Annotated in this window: 16 protein-coding genes; 6 read left to right on the forward strand and 10 right to left on the reverse strand. The window is 71.5% G+C overall.

Annotation, left to right across the window (positions count from 1 at the left end):
- Nucleotides 1–60 precede the first annotated feature (60 nt).
- Nucleotides 61–969 carry an alpha/beta fold hydrolase gene (locus P0L94_13275; protein WES63429.1) on the reverse strand — a complete coding sequence of 303 codons (909 nt, stop codon included), beginning with the start codon at nt 967–969 and terminating at the stop codon, nt 61–63.
- A gap of 9 nt (nt 970–978) precedes the next feature.
- The gene (locus tag P0L94_13280) at nt 979–1623 is read right to left on the reverse strand and encodes a TrmH family RNA methyltransferase (protein WES63430.1); all 645 of its coding nucleotides are present in this window, start codon (nt 1621–1623) and stop codon (nt 979–981) included.
- Between the two features lie 652 nt (nt 1624–2275).
- Between P0L94_13280 and P0L94_13285 the strand changes: the two genes are divergently transcribed.
- Both P0L94_13285 and P0L94_13290 read left to right on the forward strand, forming a co-directional pair.
- On the forward strand, nt 2276–3703 hold the full coding sequence (locus P0L94_13285; GenBank protein ID WES63431.1) for an Nramp family divalent metal transporter: 1428 nt from the start codon (nt 2276–2278) through the stop codon (nt 3701–3703).
- A gap of 26 nt (nt 3704–3729) precedes the next feature.
- The gene (locus tag P0L94_13290; GenBank protein ID WES63432.1) at nt 3730–4365 is read left to right on the forward strand and encodes a metal-dependent transcriptional regulator; all 636 of its coding nucleotides are present in this window, start codon (nt 3730–3732) and stop codon (nt 4363–4365) included.
- A 6-nt stretch (nt 4366–4371) separates the two neighbouring features.
- On the opposite strand, the gene P0L94_13295 is transcribed toward P0L94_13290, so the two are convergent.
- Nucleotides 4372–5331: an SDR family NAD(P)-dependent oxidoreductase gene (locus tag P0L94_13295; GenBank protein ID WES63433.1), complete on the reverse strand. Its 960-nt coding sequence runs from the start codon at nt 5329–5331 to the stop codon at nt 4372–4374.
- Between the two features lie 76 nt (nt 5332–5407).
- Here P0L94_13295 and P0L94_13300 point away from each other — a divergent pair, with 76 nt between their 5' ends.
- The gene (locus P0L94_13300) at nt 5408–6217 is read left to right on the forward strand and encodes an HAD-IIA family hydrolase (GenBank protein ID WES63434.1); all 810 of its coding nucleotides are present in this window, start codon (nt 5408–5410) and stop codon (nt 6215–6217) included.
- A 3-nt stretch (nt 6218–6220) separates the two neighbouring features.
- Entirely contained in the window at nt 6221–6793 is a 573-nt protein-coding gene (locus P0L94_13305; GenBank protein WES63435.1) for a YdeI/OmpD-associated family protein, read from the forward strand.
- A 123-nt stretch (nt 6794–6916) separates the two neighbouring features.
- Here P0L94_13305 and P0L94_13310 read toward each other — a convergent pair whose 3' ends face one another.
- The 7 genes from P0L94_13310 to pyrE all read right to left on the reverse strand — a co-directional run bounded on the left by P0L94_13310 (nt 6917) and on the right by pyrE (nt 12250).
- Nucleotides 6917–8212: an erythromycin esterase family protein gene (locus tag P0L94_13310; protein ID WES63436.1), complete on the reverse strand. Its 1296-nt coding sequence runs from the start codon at nt 8210–8212 to the stop codon at nt 6917–6919.
- Nucleotides 8191–8889, reverse strand: coding sequence for a phosphoribosyltransferase family protein (locus P0L94_13315; GenBank protein WES63437.1), 699 nt, complete (start codon nt 8887–8889; stop codon nt 8191–8193). The genes P0L94_13310 and P0L94_13315 overlap by 22 nt, the downstream gene beginning before the upstream one ends.
- Nucleotides 8890–8968: 79 nt before the next feature.
- Nucleotides 8969–10252 carry a glycosyltransferase gene (locus P0L94_13320; GenBank protein ID WES63438.1) on the reverse strand — a complete coding sequence of 428 codons (1284 nt, stop codon included), beginning with the start codon at nt 10250–10252 and terminating at the stop codon, nt 8969–8971.
- Nucleotides 10252–10713 carry a MarR family transcriptional regulator gene (locus P0L94_13325; GenBank protein WES63439.1) on the reverse strand — a complete coding sequence of 154 codons (462 nt, stop codon included), beginning with the start codon at nt 10711–10713 and terminating at the stop codon, nt 10252–10254. Before P0L94_13325 ends, P0L94_13320 begins: the two co-directional genes overlap by 1 nt.
- 39 nt (nt 10714–10752) lie before the next feature.
- Entirely contained in the window at nt 10753–11424 is a 672-nt protein-coding gene (locus P0L94_13330; protein WES63440.1) for a class I SAM-dependent methyltransferase, read from the reverse strand.
- Nucleotides 11425–11457: 33 nt separating this feature from the next.
- The gene (locus P0L94_13335) at nt 11458–11613 is read right to left on the reverse strand and encodes a hypothetical protein (protein ID WES63441.1); all 156 of its coding nucleotides are present in this window, start codon (nt 11611–11613) and stop codon (nt 11458–11460) included.
- A gap of 58 nt (nt 11614–11671) precedes the next feature.
- On the reverse strand, nt 11672–12250 hold the full coding sequence (gene pyrE, locus P0L94_13340; GenBank protein WES63442.1) for an orotate phosphoribosyltransferase: 579 nt from the start codon (nt 12248–12250) through the stop codon (nt 11672–11674).
- Nucleotides 12251–12399: 149 nt separating this feature from the next.
- On the opposite strand from pyrE, the gene P0L94_13345 reads away from it, so the two are divergent.
- Nucleotides 12400–13953 (forward strand): Re/Si-specific NAD(P)(+) transhydrogenase subunit alpha, encoded by a 1554-nt coding sequence (locus P0L94_13345; protein ID WES63443.1) that lies wholly within the window; start codon nt 12400–12402, stop codon nt 13951–13953.
- Entirely contained in the window at nt 13950–15350 is a 1401-nt protein-coding gene (gene pntB, locus P0L94_13350; GenBank protein ID WES63444.1) for a Re/Si-specific NAD(P)(+) transhydrogenase subunit beta, read from the forward strand. The genes P0L94_13345 and pntB overlap by 4 nt, the downstream gene beginning before the upstream one ends.
- Nucleotides 15351–15355 lie beyond the last annotated feature (5 nt).

The following is a 15355-nucleotide window of genomic DNA, read 5'->3' on the forward strand; positions in this document are numbered from 1 at the left end:
CTCCGCCGCGCCGCACGGCGGAGCACCCGCGAGTCAACCCCGGTCCTGCCGCTCGCGCCCTCACCCGCGGGCGAGCGCGAGCATCGCGAGGGTGAGCTGATGCGGGGCCGTCTCGCAGGGGCTGTGCCCGGTGCGCAGTGCGACGAAGGGAGCGCCGAGGTGTTCGGCGAACTCCCGGTGGGCCTCGACGTGCCAGACGTCGCCGGTGCCGGTCGCGACCAGGACGGGGATCCCCGTCGCCCGAAGATCCGCGGCGACGTCGGGCGTGCGCTTCATGAGAGCGAGGATGTCGCCGACGCTCGATGGCCGGGTCAGGCCGAACCGCGCGGTGACGAAGGCGGCCCGGTCGTGCGGCGCGCGGTGGACGTTCCACTTCAGGGCGGCGATGAACGGTCGCCCGAGCGCACGTCCGGGGACGAACGGACTGAGGGGCCCCAGGATCTTGAAGCCGCGCAGCGCCTGCCCCGCCAGCGGCGGCGCCGATAGCAGCGTGAGACTCGCGAAGAGATCGGGGCGTCGCACGGCGGCGACGGCGGCCACGGTCCCGGCGAACGAGTAACCCAGTACGTGCGCGGGCCCGCGCTGGGCGGCGAGCACGGTGACGAGATCGTCGACGAACAGCTCCAGGGTGTAGCGCGATCCGGGCGGGTCGAGGTTCTCGGGCCCGGCCGCGTGGGATTCGTACTGCCCGGCCATGTCGAAGGCCTCGACGTGAAAGCCCGCGGCGGCGAGCAGCGGCATCATCAGCACGAAGTCCTCTTTGGACCCCGTCATGCCCGGCACCAGGACGACCCGCTCCCCCGCGGGCGACCCCATCGCGATGCGCGCGAGCCGGCCGCTCGGAACATCGACAACATCGGCCGTGGAGCCCGGCGGGTGGACGCTCCAGTCGATCGGGCTCAGCGCGGCGTCGCTTCGCGCCGCATCCGCCATCTCCGCCGAACTCGTGCCGCCCCAGAGCGTGCTCACGTCCGCATCCTACGGCGCAGGCGCCTCCGCCCACCGGCGACACCACTCGTACATGACGACCGCGCCGGCGGCGCTGGCGTTGATCGAGCGCGTCGAGCCGTACTGCGTGATCGCGACCACGGCGGATGCCGCGGCGAGCGCCTCCGGCGAGAGTCCTGGGCCCTCCTGGCCGAACAGGAGCACGCAGCGCTCCGGGACGTCGGCGCGATCCAGCGGCACCGCCCCCTCGACGTTGTCGATGGCGAGGATCGACAGGCCCTCGGCATCCGCCCAGACCCGGAAGGCGGCGACGTCCTCGTGATGGCGCACGTGCTGGTAGCGGTCGGTGACCATGGCTCCGCGCCGGTTCCACCGGCGCCGCCCGATGATGTGCACCTCGGCGGCGGCGAACGCGTTGGCGCTGCGCACGATCGAGCCGATGTTCATGTCGTGCTGCCAGTTCTCGATCGCGACGTGGAAGCCGTGCCGGCGCGTGTCGAGATCCGCGACGATCGCGTCCATCGTCCAGTACCGGTACCGGTCGACGACGTTGCGGCGGTCGCCGTCCGCCAGCAGCTCGCGGTCGTAGCGGGGATCCTCCGGCCATGCGTCGGGTCCGCCGGGCCACGGTCCCACGCCGTGGGGCAGCGTCGGCTCGGGCTGCTCGTCGCTCACCCCGCCACCGTAGCCCGCCGCGGCGCGCTCGTGGCGGCATGAAGGTGGCTGTGGGTGCTGCATCCGCCCTTGCGAGGTCGCACCTCCTGCCACCATTCTGCGGTGTCCACGCCGGACCCCGGGCGAAAGTGGCAGAAGCTGCGGCATCGTCACGCGCGAGGCCGCCGTCTCGGTTGGCGCCATCGGCCGCAGGCAAGCGCGCACGCGGCAGCCAGCGCCAACCCAACCGGATGCCTCGGCCCTCGGTTGGCGCGATCGGCCGCAGGCCAGCGCACACGCGGCAGCCACCGCCAACCCAACCGGATGCCTCGGCCCTCGGTTGGCGCGATCGGCCGCAGGCCAGCGCGCACGCGGCAGCCACCGCCAACCCAACGCGGATGCCTCAGCCGACGGTTGGCTCAGATGGTCGCAGGCAGGCGCACACGCGGCAGCCAGAGCCAACCCAACCGGATGCCTCGGCCCTCGGTTGGCACAGATGGTCGCTTCCTGGCCGTAGCGCGACCATCTGCGCCAACCTGTCCGCGACGTGCGGGCATCACCCGCTCGCGCCGAACCGTGCACGACGGGACGGCATGACCGGCTCGCGCCGAACCGGTGCACGACGGGACCTCCGACCTTTCGGCTCACCGAAATATCGGAGTAGGGTTTCGGCATGCCGAAACCTCCGGACGGCCTCCGAACCCCCGCCGATGCGCCGACCGGCGTAGCGTCCGCCCCCACGGGACCGCGCCGACGCGCGCCCTCGGGGCCGCGTCTGGCGTGGCTGATCGGCCCGGCGCTGGTCGCGGGCGTCGCCTATCTCGACCCCGGGAACGTCGCCAGCAACATGACCGCGGGCGCCCGCTACGGCTACCTGCTGGTGTGGGTCGTCGTGCTCGGCAACGTCATGGCGTGGCTCATCCAGTACCTGTCGGCGAAGCTCGGCATCGTCACCGGCGAGAGCCTGCCCGAGATCCTCGGCCGCCGCATGGGCAGCCGCTGGGGCCGCCGCGCCTACTGGGTGCAGGCCGAACTCGTGGCCATGGCGACCGACATCGCCGAGGTCATCGGCGGCGCCGTCGCGCTGTGGCTGCTGTTCGACATCCCGCTGCTGTGGGGCGGCGCGATCACGGGCGCCGTGTCGATCGTCCTGCTGCTGGTGCAGTCGCGCCGGGGCCCCCGCACCTTCGAGTTCGTCGTCATCGGCATGGTGGCCATCATCGCGATCGGGTTCACGTTCGGCGTGTTCCTCGCCCCGCCCGACCCCGTCGGGGTCGCCGCCGGCCTGATCCCACGCTTCGAGGGAGCCGACTCGGTGCTGCTGGCCGCCTCGATCCTGGGCGCCACGATCATGCCGCACGCGATCTACGCCCACAGCGCCCTGAGCCGAGACCGCTTCGCACCCGACGCGAAGGGCGGCACACCCTCATCCTCCGCCGCGACCGATGCCGCCGGGCACTCGCACGCCGGTGCCGGCCACGAGGCTCCCGGAGACCCCGGCCCCGGCGCGCGCATCGCCGCTCCGCTCGACACGCTGCGCGGCATCACGACGACGCGCCTGCTGCGCGCGACCAAGTGGGACGTGACGATCGCGATGCTGATCGCCGGCACCGTCAATCTCGCGATCCTGCTGCTGGCCGCGGCGAATCTCGCCGGCGTCCCCGGCACCGACTCCCTCGAGGGGGCGTACGCGGCGCTGTACGCCGGGCTCGGCCCGATCGTTGCGACCCTGTTCGCGGTGGGCCTGCTCGCGAGCGGCCTCGCCAGCACGTCGGTCGGCGCCTATGCCGGCGCCGAGATCATGCACGGCCTGCTGCACGTCCGCGTGCCACTGCTGGCCCGGCGACTGGTGACCCTCGCGCCCGCGCTGATCATCCTCGGCATCGGCTTCGACCCGACCCTCGCGCTCGTGCTCAGCCAGGTCGTGCTGTCGTTCGGCATCCCGTTCGCACTCGTCCCCCTGGTGGCGCTCACCGCGAAGAAGGACGTGCTCGGCGCCCATCGCAACCGTGTCACCACGACGATCGCCGGCATCGCGGCATCCGTTTTCCTCATCGCCCTGAACGTGATCCTGCTGTGGCTGGTCTTCACGGGGGCGTGACGGGCGTCGGCCGGTACCCTGAAGCGGTGGCATCCCCCGCCGTGGACGACTACCTCAAGACGATCTACCACCACACCGAGTGGCAGGACGATCCGATCACGCCGTCGCAGCTCGCGACGACGCTCGGTCTCGCGCCCTCGAGCGTGACCGAGATGGTGCGCAAGCTCGCGGCCCAGGGCCTGGTGTCGCACCGCCCGTACGGTCCGATCTCGCTGACGGATGCCGGCCGCCGCCGAGCCGCGGCGACGTGCCGCCGTCACCGCCTGATCGAGACGTGGCTGGTGCGCGAGTTCGGCTACGCGTGGGACGAGGTGCACGACGAGGCCGAGATCCTCGAGCACGCCATCAGCGACCGCCTGCTGGAGGGCATCGACGCGCGCCTCGGCCGCCCTCGCTTCGACCCGCACGGCGACGCCATCCCCGACGCCGACGGGAACGTCGACCGCGAGCCGTTCATCCTGCTCGCCGATGCCGGGCCCGGCCACACCGGTCGCGTCCTGCGCGTGAGCGATCGCGACCCCGAGCTGCTGCGGGCGATCGAGAGCGCGGGAGTGGAGGTCGGCGCGGAGGTGACGGTGACGGATGCCGCCACGATCCGCGTCGGCGGCGCACCGGTCCCCCTTCCCATGGGCGCGACCGATGCGCTGTGGCTCACCGCGTGAGGACGCTCAGCGCCTGACCTTGACGGCCTTGCCGAACGGCCAGTGCACGCCGGTGGTGTCCTCGCACACGTGCCACAGCCGGTCGGCGACCTCGGGGTCGCGCGTGAGCCGGTCGGCCGCCTGCGGGTGCGGCGCGCCGTGCACGCGGAACCGCGGCCCCCACATCTGCCCGCCTTCGACATCCGCCCCGACCAGGGCGTGCACCAGCACACGCGCACCGGACTCCTTCGAATGCGACATCGGCGCCTGCAGGTTGTCGACGAAGCGCTTGCCCCGGCTCGGCTGGTTCACTCCGTGGATGCCGACGGTGCGGCCGCCGATGGCGTAGCCGGGATGCGCCACGACGCTCGTGACGTCGACGTTCGCCTCGCGCAGACGCCGGTCGGCTTCGAACGCGAGCGCGGTGGTGGCGACCTTGGACTGCACGTAAGCCCGCCAGCCGGTGTAGCCCTCCGTCAGCTCGGGGTCGACGGGTTCGTAGTGCGACAGCGACGTCGACATGCTGCCGAGCCACACCATGCGGCCGCCCGCGCGCGCCAGCGACAGCAGCAGCGTTCCGGCGAGCGCGTAGTGCCCGAGGACGTTCGTGGCGAAGACGAGCTCATGCCCGTCCACCGTCGTCATGCGCTCCTTGGGCGGATGCACGATGCCGGCGTTCAGCAGCAGGCCCGCCAGCGGCGTGCGCGCGCCCACCGTCGCGGCGGCGGCGCGCACCGACCCGAGGTTGGCGGTGTCGAGGATCATCGTCTGCACCTGGGCCGAATCGGCATCCGGGATGCGTCGGTGCAGCGCAGCGCGCGCCGAGGCGAGCCGGTTCGGGTTGCGCCCGGTCATGATGACGGTCGCGCCGCGGCGGACCAGCTGCTCGCTCGCGAAGTAGCCGAGACCCGCGTTCGCTCCGGTGATGAGGTAGGTGCGCCCGGACAGACTCGTCGCCTCCTCGGGGTGTCGGTCCTCGCTCGCCACGATGCCGACATTACGCCCCGCATGTGTCACACAGGTGACGAACCGCGATGGAGCCGCTGACCGTAGGCTGAGGTCCATGCGCACGCGTTCCGACATCGAGTGCTGGCTCACCGATATGGACGGCGTGCTCGTCCACGAGAACACCCCGATTCCGGGAGCCGCAGACCTGCTGGAGCACTGGCGCTTCACCGGCACGCCGTTCCTGGTGCTCACGAACAACTCGATCTTCACGCCGCGAGATCTGAGCGCGCGGCTGAAGGCATCCGGTCTCGTCGTCCCCGAGGACTCGATCTGGACCTCAGCACTGGCGACGGCGCAGTTCCTCGCATCGCAGCTCCCGGGCGGCTCGGCGTTCGTCATCGGCGAGGCGGGGCTCACCACGGCTCTGCACGAGGCCGGCTTCGTCCTGACCGAGACCGACCCCGACTACGTCGTGGTCGGCGAGACCCGCAACTACTCGTTCGAGGCGATCACGAAGGCGATCCGGTTCATCCGCGGCGGCGCGCGGTTCATCGCCACCAACCCCGACGCGACGGGCCCGTCGACCGAGGGCGTGCTGCCGGCGACGGGCGCGATCTCGGCGCTCATCACGAAGGCCACCGATCAGGCCCCGTACGTCGTCGGCAAGCCGAACCCGATGATGTTCCGCTCGGCGCTGAACCGCATCGGCGCGCATTCCGAGACCACGGGAATGATCGGCGACCGTATGGACACCGATGTCGTCGCCGGCATCGAGGCGGGCCTCCACACCGTGCTCGTCCTGACCGGCATCAGCGAGGACGGCGACGTCGGGCGGTTCCCCTTCCGTCCCGACGAGGTACTCGGCTCGGTGGCCGAGCTGCTTCCCGACGAGCCGGTCGAGTCCGAGATGCCCGAGGGTCTCTAGTCGATGGGGGCGCTCGACGACGGCGAGAAGGTCGTGGCGGCCGATGCCGCGTCGTGGCGCGGCTGGCTGTCAGCCAACCACGCCACGACGAAGGGGGCGTGGCTGGTGCGCCCGCGGCGCGGCTCGGGCCTGACCCTCGTCGACTACGAGGACGCCATCCGCCAGGCGCTGTGCTTCGGCTGGGTCGACGGACCGATCCGCGTCTTCGACGAGAGGACGAGCGGCCTGTGGTTCGCCCCGCGGCGCCCCACGAGCGGCTGGGCGGCGACCAACAAGACCCGTGTGGCCGAGCTCGAGGCCGCAGGTCTGCTCGCGCCCGCCGGCATCCGCGCCATCGAGGTGGCCAAGGCCAACGGCTCGTGGACCGTCCTCGACAACGCCGAGGCGCTGCGTGAGCCCGACGATCTGGCCGCCGCACTCGACGCGGTCGCGGCCGCGCGAACGGCGTGGGACGCGTTCCCGCCGTCGGCCCGCAAGCTCGGCATCAGCGCCGTCGACACCGCCCGCCGCGCCGAGACCCGGGCGGCGCGCATCGCGAAGATCGTGGCTGATGCCGCGGAAGGGAAGCGCCCATGATCAGCCCCGCCGAGCAGACCCTCATCTACGCCGTCGCCGCGCTGACGATCCTCGGCACCCTCACGGTGATCATCTGGCAGTGGTGGCGCAGCCGCGGCAAGGACTGAGCTGCGGCCCCGCCGGTCAGAACCCGCTCGGCTCGGTCTCGAACTCCGGCTCGTCCGGCCGCGCCTCGTGGCGCAGCGGAGTCAGGGCCTCGGCCCGCTCGAACCACAGCAGCGCGTCGTAGCGCGCGCCCATCACGGTGGGCACGTAGTTCCCGGCCTCGCGGGCGGGATCGTAGACGACGCCGATCGCGCGGTGCCCGGCCCGGTGCGCGGGCCACGGCCGATGCTCCCGTCCGATCAGCGGAATGACGCTCGGGTCGCCGAGCGCGCGGTGGAGCAGATCCTCGTGGCTTCCCGCGCGAGCGGGCGGGACCGGCATCCGCTCCTCTGCGGCTCCCCACTGCGAGCCGGCGATGACCGACCCGCGGTGACAGGCGAACCCGACAAGCAGCACGGCATCGTCGCCGTGCCGCTCGCGCAGGAGCTGCCCGAGGTTGACCATTCCGGCATCCGCCATCGTCGTCGCGCGCGCGTCGCCGACGTGCGTGTTGTGCTCCCAGATGATGCCGCGCGAGTCCGTCCCGAAGTGGCGGCGGAGCCGCTCTGCGGTGTCTGCCATGTGGATGTCGCGGATGTTCCACGACCCGCGGTCGGTGCGCACCATCGCGCGGTAGTACCGCTCGGCCTGCACGGCCACTTCGGCGTTCTGCATCGCGTCGAAGGCCTCGTCGCCGTCGGCGAGGAACCGGTGGCGCACCTCGGTCAGCAGCTGAACGACGTCGCTCTCGCAGGATGCCGGCACCATGCGCGTGCTCCATGCGTAGCGGTGCGGGTCCTCGTCGAACGGCGCGAAGCACTGCCAGGCCTGCAGCGCTGCCGGGAGCGCGTCGGGCTGGTGGTCGGCGAGCCACCGCATGACGCGGTCGAGGGAGTCCCACAGCGAGTAGACGTCGAGTCCGTAGAACCCCACGCGCTGAGCCTCGGGGCGCGTGAGGTTCAGCTCGTGCAGCCAGTCGAGGAAGTCGGCGACATCCGTGTTCGCCCACATCCAGGTCGGCCACCGCTCGAATCCCCGCAGGACGATGCGGGCGTCGGCGTCGCGGTCCGTGAGGCCCCGCACCCACCGGTCGATGCGCCAGCAGTCGGGCCAGTCGCCCTCCACGCCGATCCACGTCGGTCGGCCGTCCTCGATGATGCGCCGGGTGAGCTCTGCGCGCCACGCGTAGAAATCGTGGGTGCCGTGCGAAGCCTCGCCGAGAGCGACGAAGCGCCGCGACCGCGCCGCGCGCACCACCGGCTCGAGGTCCGCCGGCCCTTGAAGCGGATGCGCCAGGTCGCGGATGTCGGCGATCAGCTGGTCGGCGGCGTCCATGTCGGCCCCTTCGGGCGGCGGTGCGCGGCCAGGATCCGCACGACCTCGTCGTCCGAGGTCTGTCCGAACACCTCGTAGTGGGCGCCGACGGCCTGGAAGTACTGCGGCTGCAGGAGGCATACGACCTCATCGGCGTCCGCCAGGCGCTTGCGGGCATCCGGTCCGCCCACGGGGGCGGCGACGACGACCCGGGCTGCGCCGAGCCGGCGGGCGACGAGGCACGCGGCCCGCGCCGTGGCCCCCGTCGCGATGCCGTCGTCGACGATGATCGCGGTGCGCCCGGTGAGGTCGAGCCGATCGTGCCCGCCGCGCAGCCGCTCCACGCGCTCGTCGAGCGTCCGCCGCTCGTGCGCCTCCACTGCGGAGACCTCGTCGCGTCGGACTCCGAAGCGTCTGACCAGGGCCTCGTCGAGCACGCGCACCCCGCCCTCGCCGATCGCGCCCATGGCGGTCTCGGGGCTGAACGGGAGACCGAGCTTGCGCACGATGATCACGTCGAGCGGTGCGTCCAGCGCCTCGGCGACCAGCGCAGCCACCGGCACACCCCCGCGCGGCAGGCCCAGGACGACCGGATCCTGCCACGGCATGACGGCGAGCGCGGCGCCCAGCTGGCGGCCGGCGTCCGCCCTGTCTCTGAACATGCCCGCCCGTGAGGACGTGCCCGAGGGCCACTTCATCGTCCGCCTCCTGCTCGACTCCAGCGTGCGCCGACGCGCGCGGGCAGGTGAGAGGCGAAGGTCCCGCGACCGCGCGGGCTCACACCCGTGCGAGGATCCCCTCGATCTGCTCGACGGCGGCGGCGATGCCGTCCTCGTCGCGGATGCGGCGGCCGATGCCCTCGGCCCTCGAGCGGATGCCGTCGTCGGTCACGACCTCGCGGATCGCGGCCGCGAGACGCTCGGCCGTCACCTTCTTCTGCGGCACCGGCGTGCTGCCGGCCCCGGCGGCGGCGACCACCCGGCCCCAGAAGAACTGGTCGACGATGAAGGGGCACACGACCGTGGGCCGCCCCGCACGGAGGCCCGCGGCCGTCGTCCCGGCTCCACCGTGGTGCACCACCGCGGCGACGCGCGGGAAGATCCAGTCGTGCGGGGCCTCGGTGATCCGCAGGATCGAGTCGGGGAGCTCCTCGGCTTCCATGCCTCCCCACCCCGTCGCGATGATGCCGCGGACGCCCGCCTGCTCGAGGGCGCCCACGACCGCACGAGTGATGCGCTTCGGGTCGCGCCCCGCCATGCTGCCGAAGCCGACGTAGACGGGCGGGTCGCCGGCGGCCAGGAACTCCTCGAGCTCCGCGGGCGGCGACCACGTGTCGGGGGCGTCGAGGAACCAGTACCCGGTCTCGTGCACGTGGGCGGGCCAGTCGGCGGGCCGCGGCAGCACATGCTCGCTGATGCCGTGGATGACCGGGATCGGACGTCCGTCGGGGAGCGTGGTGGTCAGCGCCGCGCCCTTCTTCTCGGGCAGCTCGAGAGTCTCGCGGCGGAAGCGGTTCACGATCTTGTCGTACTGCGCGTACCCGACCTCGACCAGCTTGTAGGTGAGGCGGTTGTACCAGGCACCCCACGGCAGGGCCGGCAGACCCACCATCGGGAAATCACCGGTGGCAACCGAGACCGGCACGACGAGCCCGAGCACAGCTGCGGCGCCGAGCTTCTCGGCGACGTGCGGGCCGGCCATCGCCTTCGGGTGGTAGATGACGAGGTCGGGTGCGAACGGCTCAGCGACCTGCCACACGTCGTGCATGAGCTTCTCGTTGATGCGCTTCGCCTCGCCCACGAGCCGAATGTTGGTCTTGACGAGTCCGACGATGCCGGATGCCTCGTCGAGCGTCGAGCGGCCCTCCTCGGAGTCCAGCAGCAGGAGGATGTCGTCGCTCAGCGGCGCGAACGGCACGCCGTGCTCGGCGGCGAACGGGGCGAAGCGCCCACAGGTCGCGAGCAGGACCTCGTGTCCAGCGTCCTGCAGGCCCTTGGCGAGGGCGACATACGGCTGCACGTCGCCGCGCGAGCCGACCGTCACCACGAGGATCCGCGACATCAGCTTCGTCCTTCCTGGGATGCGCGGAACTCGTCCATCAGTTCCGGCATCCGATTCATCATGAACACGTAGAAATCGCGCGTGCGGGCCAATCGCTTCGCCCGAGGCGCATCGTCGTCCCCGATCAGGTCGAGGCCCTCCTGGACGACGGCGAGGAAGTCGCGCATCTTGGCCGTCGGATCCACGGCGAGCGCGAAGGCGTCCTCGTGCACCTCGTAGGCGTGACCCCGCCCGGCGGTCGGGACACGCCTGACGAGGCCCGACTGCTGGAGCACCCGCATCCCGGTCGAGACCGAGCCCTTCGAGAGGCCGGTCGCCGCGCACAGCTGCGCACTGGTCTGCTGCGGCGGGTCGCAGATCATGAGCCAGCCCAGCAGCGTCCCGAAGGCCGGCGTGGTGCCCATCTGCGCGAGCACGACGCCGACCTCTTCGGCGTAGGCACGCGCCTGATCGTCCCGCATACCCCGAAGTATACGCTGACGTTCAGAACTTTCTGAAACTTACATTTCGGGAGACTGGAGCACGACCGACCGGGAGCTCACGCCCCACGTCGTGATGACGGTGTCGAGCAGCCGCCGATAGCCCGCGGGAAGATGCGGCTCGAGATCGACCGGTCGGCATCCGCCGGTCAGGTGCGGGTCGAGGCGCCACGCGCCCGACCACACCGCCGAGACCGCACGCGAGACGCCCGTCGCGCCTGGGGTCAGCGACGCGACGGCCACGATGCCCCCGGGGCGCAGGACGCGGTCGACCTCGGCGAAGAAGGCATCCGTCGCGTCGGGCGAGTAGAGATCCAGCACGTACACGGCGATCACGCGGTCGACGTCGCCGTCCGGGATCGGCCACGGCGTCCGGCCGTCCACGAGCCGCACCTCGGCACGGTCGCCGAAGGGCTCGAGGAGGCGGCGGGTCCGGTCGACCATCGCCGTGCTGACGTCGAGCCCCAGGTACTCGGCGTCCGCGGGCAGCCGCTCACGCAGGAGGGATGCGGCGAGCGTGCCCGTGCCGCATCCGATCTCGACCACGCGGCGGGCCGAGCCGAGGTCCGCCGCATCGAGCGCCGCCGCCATCGCCTCGTGCTCGTAGAACCCGCCCAGGTCCTGCCAGCGACCGATCCGGTCATAGACCCGGGCGGCCTGCTCGGGCTCGAGGTAGCGATGACGTGCGGACATCGCGGTTCGCCTATCGGGCGCGGCGCCCGCGGGTCATTCGTGCCGCGTGAAGTGGAACGGCAGCGCCATCGCCAGCGAGATGCACAGGATGCCGGCGGCGAAGATGAGGGCGTTGAACTCGGTGACGTTGAATGCCAGGCCGAACAGGTAAAGCCCGGCGATGAAGAGCACACCGTAGAGAATGAACATCACTGACCTCCGTCGTCGTCTCGGTCGATCGTACCGGCGACACCCGCCGCGTCGCGCACTACTGCGGCGCCAGCCCCAGGTCGTCGAGGTCGATCGCGGCCAGCCACTGCAGGCCCTCGGCCTCGACGGCGGCCTGCGCGCCGGTCTTGCGGTCGACGATGACGGCGACCGCAACGGGCTCGGCGCCCTCGCGGCGCAGCGCCTCGACGGCCTTGAGAGCCGACTGGCCGGTGGTCGAGGTGTCCTCGACCACGACGACGCGCTTGCCCGTCACGTCCGCACCTTCGACCTGACGGCCGCGGCCGTGGTCCTTGGGCTCCTTGCGTACGACGAACGCGTCCAGCGGCACCGTCGTGCGCGCCGACTCGTGCATGATCGCGTTCGCGATCGGGTCGGCGCCGAGGGTCAGTCCGCCGACCGCGACGATGCCGTCGACGTCACGGATGAGGTCGAGCATGATGCGCCCGATCGTCGGCGCGGCGCGATGGTCGAGAGTCAGCTTGCGCATGTCGACGTAGTACGACGCCTTCTTGCCGCTGGAGAGCGTGAAGTCGCCGTGGAACACCGCCTCGCCCTTGATGAGCGCGATGAGGTTCTGGCGGTCGAGCTCGAGCTCGGACGTGGAGGCGACGGTCATGGCATCGAGTCTATAAATTCCGGCGATCTTCTTGCGTCATGTCCAGCGGCAGGGGTTGTGCGAGACCTAGAGTCTTGACTGTTCGCCCCTACGCGGCGCGCCCGACCCGACACGGACGCCTTCGCCGCGCACTGAGCATTGGAGTCCCCATGACGCGCATCGGCATCGTGGCCGAGGCGACCGGTGAGAACCGCGTCGCCGCCACACCTGCCACCGTCGCCAAGATCCTCGCCCTCGGATACGACGTCGCGGTCGAGGCGGGAGCCGGCGCGGCATCCTCGTTCCCAGACGCGGCGTACGCGGATGCCGGTGCCACCGTCACGGACGGCGATACCGTCTGGTCGTCCCCCATCGTGCTGAAGGTGAATCCGCCGACACCCGACGAGATCGACCGGCTCGCCGACGGCGCGACCCTCATCGGCCTGCTCTCGCCGGCACTGCGCCCGGACCTCGTCGAGGCGCTCGCGACGCGCGGCATCACGGCTCTCGCGATGGACGCGGTGCCGCGCATCTCGCGCGCCCAGTCGATGGACGTGCTCAGCTCGATGGCGAACATCGCCGGCTACCGCGCGATCGTCGAGGCGTCGCACGAGTTCGGCCGCTTCTTCACCGGCCAGGTGACGGCGGCGGGCAAGGTGCCCCCGGCCAAGGTGCTCGTCGCGGGCGCGGGCGTCGCCGGCCTGGCCGCGATCGGCGCGGCCTCGAGCCTCGGCGCGATCGTGCGGGCCACCGACCCGCGCCCCGAGGTCTCCGACCAGGTGCACTCGATCGGCGGCGAGTACCTCGAGGTGGTCGTCCCCGACGAGCAGAAGGAGATCTCGGCCGACGGTTACGCCAAGGCGACGAGCGAGGCCTACGACCGCCGCGCCGCCGAGATCTACTCCGAGCAGGCCGCCGATGTCGACATCATCGTCACGACCGCGCTCATCCCGGGCCGCCCGGCCCCGCGGCTGATAACCGCGGCGGATGTCGCGAGCATGAAGCCCGGCAGCGTCATCGTCGACATGGCGGCGGCGCAGGGCGGGAACGTCGAGGGCTCGGTGGCGGGCGAGCGCACCGTCACCGACAACGGCGTCATCATCCTCGGGTACACCGACCTCGCCGGGCGCCTGCCCGCGCAGGCCTCTCAGCTGTACGGCACCAACCTCGTCAATCTGCTCAAGCTGCTCACGCCCGGCAAGGACGGCGCGCTGACGCTCGACTTCGACGACGTCGTCCAGCGCTCGGTGACGGTCGTGCGCGACGGCGAGTCGACGTGGCCGCCACCGCCGGTGCAGGTCTCGGCGGCTCCGGCGAAGCCGGCCGTCGACACCGCGGCCGCGGCGTCCCCGGTGAAGAAGTCGTGGCTGACGCCCGCCGTGAAGACCGGGCTGATCGCCCTCGGCATCGCGGCCCTGTTCCTCGTGAGCGCCGTCGCGCCCGCTCCCCTGCCCCAGCACCTCACGGTGCTGACGCTCTCGATCGTCGTCGGCTTCTACGTCATCAGCAAGGTGACCCACGCGCTGCACACGCCCCTCATGAGCGTCACGAACGCGATCTCGGGCATCATCGTCGTCGGCGCGATCGTGCAGCTGACCGCCCCTGAGCTGCCGGTGCAGATCCTCGCCGGGATCGCCGTCCTCGTGGCGAGCATCAACGTGTTCGGCGGCTTCGCCGTCACCCGCCGAATGCTCGCGATGTTCCAGAAGGGTGCCGCCCGATGACCGCCGCATCCCTGGCCACCGCCGCCTATCTCGTCGCGGCGCTGCTGTTCATCCTGAGCCTCGCGGGGCTCAGCCGCCACGACACCGCCCGCCGCGGCGTCACCTACGGCATCGTCGGCATGGCGATCGCCCTCGCCGCCACCATCTGGCTCACCCTCACCGGGTCGTGGGGCGAGCCGCAGGCGCCCCTGGGCCTGACGCTCCTGGTGATCGCCATGGTCGTCGGCGCCGCGATCGGCCTGTGGCGCGCCCGCGTCGTCGAGATGACCGGCATGCCCGAGCTCATCGCGCTGCTGCACTCGTTCGTGGGACTGGCTGCGGTGCTCGTCGGCTGGAACGGTGCGCTGTACGACACCGGCCTCGAAGGGGCCCTCGCCGACATCCACCACGCCGAGGTCTTCATCGGCGTCTTCATCGGCGCGGTGACCTTCACCGGCTCGATCGTGGCGTTCCTCAAGCTCTCGGCGCGGATGTCGTCCAAGCCGCTCGTGCTGCCGGGCAAGAACGTCCTGAACCTCGGCGCCCTCGTCGCCTTCGTCGCCTTGACGGTCTGGTACGTCATCACGCCCGAGCTGTGGCTGCTCGTCATCGTGACGATCCTCGCCCTCGCCCTCGGCTGGCACCTGGTCGCCTCGATCGGCGGCGGCGACATGCCGGTCGTCGTCTCGATGCTCAACAGCTACTCGGGCTGGGCCGCGGCCGCCGCGGGCTTCCTGCTGAACAACGACCTGCTGATCGTCACGGGTGCGCTCGTCGGATCGTCGGGTGCGTACCTGTCGTACATCATGTGCCGCGCCATGAACCGCTCGTTCATCTCGGTGATCGCCGGCGGCTTCGGCATCGAGGCGCCGAAGTCCGGCGACGAGGAGGTCGGCGAGCACCGCGAGGTCGACGCCGACACCGTCGCCGAGATGCTGGCGGGTGCGCAGAGCGTGATCATCACGCCCGGGTACGGCATGGCCGTCGCCCAGGCGCAGTACCCCGTCGCCGAGCTCACCGAGCGGCTGCGCGAGCGCGGCGTCGACGTTCGCTTCGGCATCCATCCGGTCGCCGGTCGCCTCCCGGGGCACATGAACGTTCTGCTGGCCGAGGCGCGCGTGCCCTACGACATCGTGCTCGAGATGGACGAGGTCAACGACGACATGGCCGACACGTCGGTGGTGCTCGTGATCGGCGCGAACGACACCGTCAACCCGGCCGCCGCCGAGGACCCCGGCAGCCCCATCGCCGGCATGCCGGTGCTGCGCGTGTGGGAGGCGTCGAACGTCATCGTGTTCAAGCGGTCGATGGCCTCGGGCTACGCCGGCGTGCAGAACCCGCTGTTCTTCCGCGAGAACACCGCGATGCTCTTCGGCGACGCGAAGGAGCGCGTGGAGGACATCCTGCGGTCGCTCTAGCCGAG

This window comes from Microbacter sp. GSS18, assembly GCA_029319145.1.
Taxonomy (GTDB): domain Bacteria; phylum Actinomycetota; class Actinomycetes; order Actinomycetales; family Microbacteriaceae; genus Microbacterium.

Excerpts from the sequence above, each read along its gene's own strand:
- P0L94_13285 (WES63431.1), top strand. The coding sequence starts at position 2,276 with ATGCCGAAACCTCCGGACGGCCTCCGAACCCCCGCCGATGCGCCGACC.
- P0L94_13300 (WES63434.1), top strand. The coding sequence starts at position 5,408 with ATGCGCACGCGTTCCGACATCGAGTGCTGGCTCACCGATATGGACGGC.
- P0L94_13305 (WES63435.1), top strand. The coding sequence starts at position 6,221 with ATGGGGGCGCTCGACGACGGCGAGAAGGTCGTGGCGGCCGATGCCGCG.
- P0L94_13310 (WES63436.1), bottom strand. The coding sequence starts at position 8,212 with ATGGACGCCGCCGACCAGCTGATCGCCGACATCCGCGACCTGGCGCAT.
- P0L94_13315 (WES63437.1), bottom strand. The coding sequence starts at position 8,889 with ATGAAGTGGCCCTCGGGCACGTCCTCACGGGCGGGCATGTTCAGAGAC.
- P0L94_13320 (WES63438.1), bottom strand. The coding sequence starts at position 10,252 with ATGTCGCGGATCCTCGTGGTGACGGTCGGCTCGCGCGGCGACGTGCAG.
- P0L94_13325 (WES63439.1), bottom strand. The coding sequence starts at position 10,713 with ATGCGGGACGATCAGGCGCGTGCCTACGCCGAAGAGGTCGGCGTCGTG.
- P0L94_13330 (WES63440.1), bottom strand. The coding sequence starts at position 11,424 with ATGTCCGCACGTCATCGCTACCTCGAGCCCGAGCAGGCCGCCCGGGTC.
- P0L94_13335 (WES63441.1), bottom strand. The coding sequence starts at position 11,613 with ATGTTCATTCTCTACGGTGTGCTCTTCATCGCCGGGCTTTACCTGTTC.
- pyrE (WES63442.1), bottom strand. The coding sequence starts at position 12,250 with ATGACCGTCGCCTCCACGTCCGAGCTCGAGCTCGACCGCCAGAACCTC.
- P0L94_13345 (WES63443.1), top strand. The coding sequence starts at position 12,400 with ATGACGCGCATCGGCATCGTGGCCGAGGCGACCGGTGAGAACCGCGTC.
- pntB (WES63444.1), top strand. The coding sequence starts at position 13,950 with ATGACCGCCGCATCCCTGGCCACCGCCGCCTATCTCGTCGCGGCGCTG.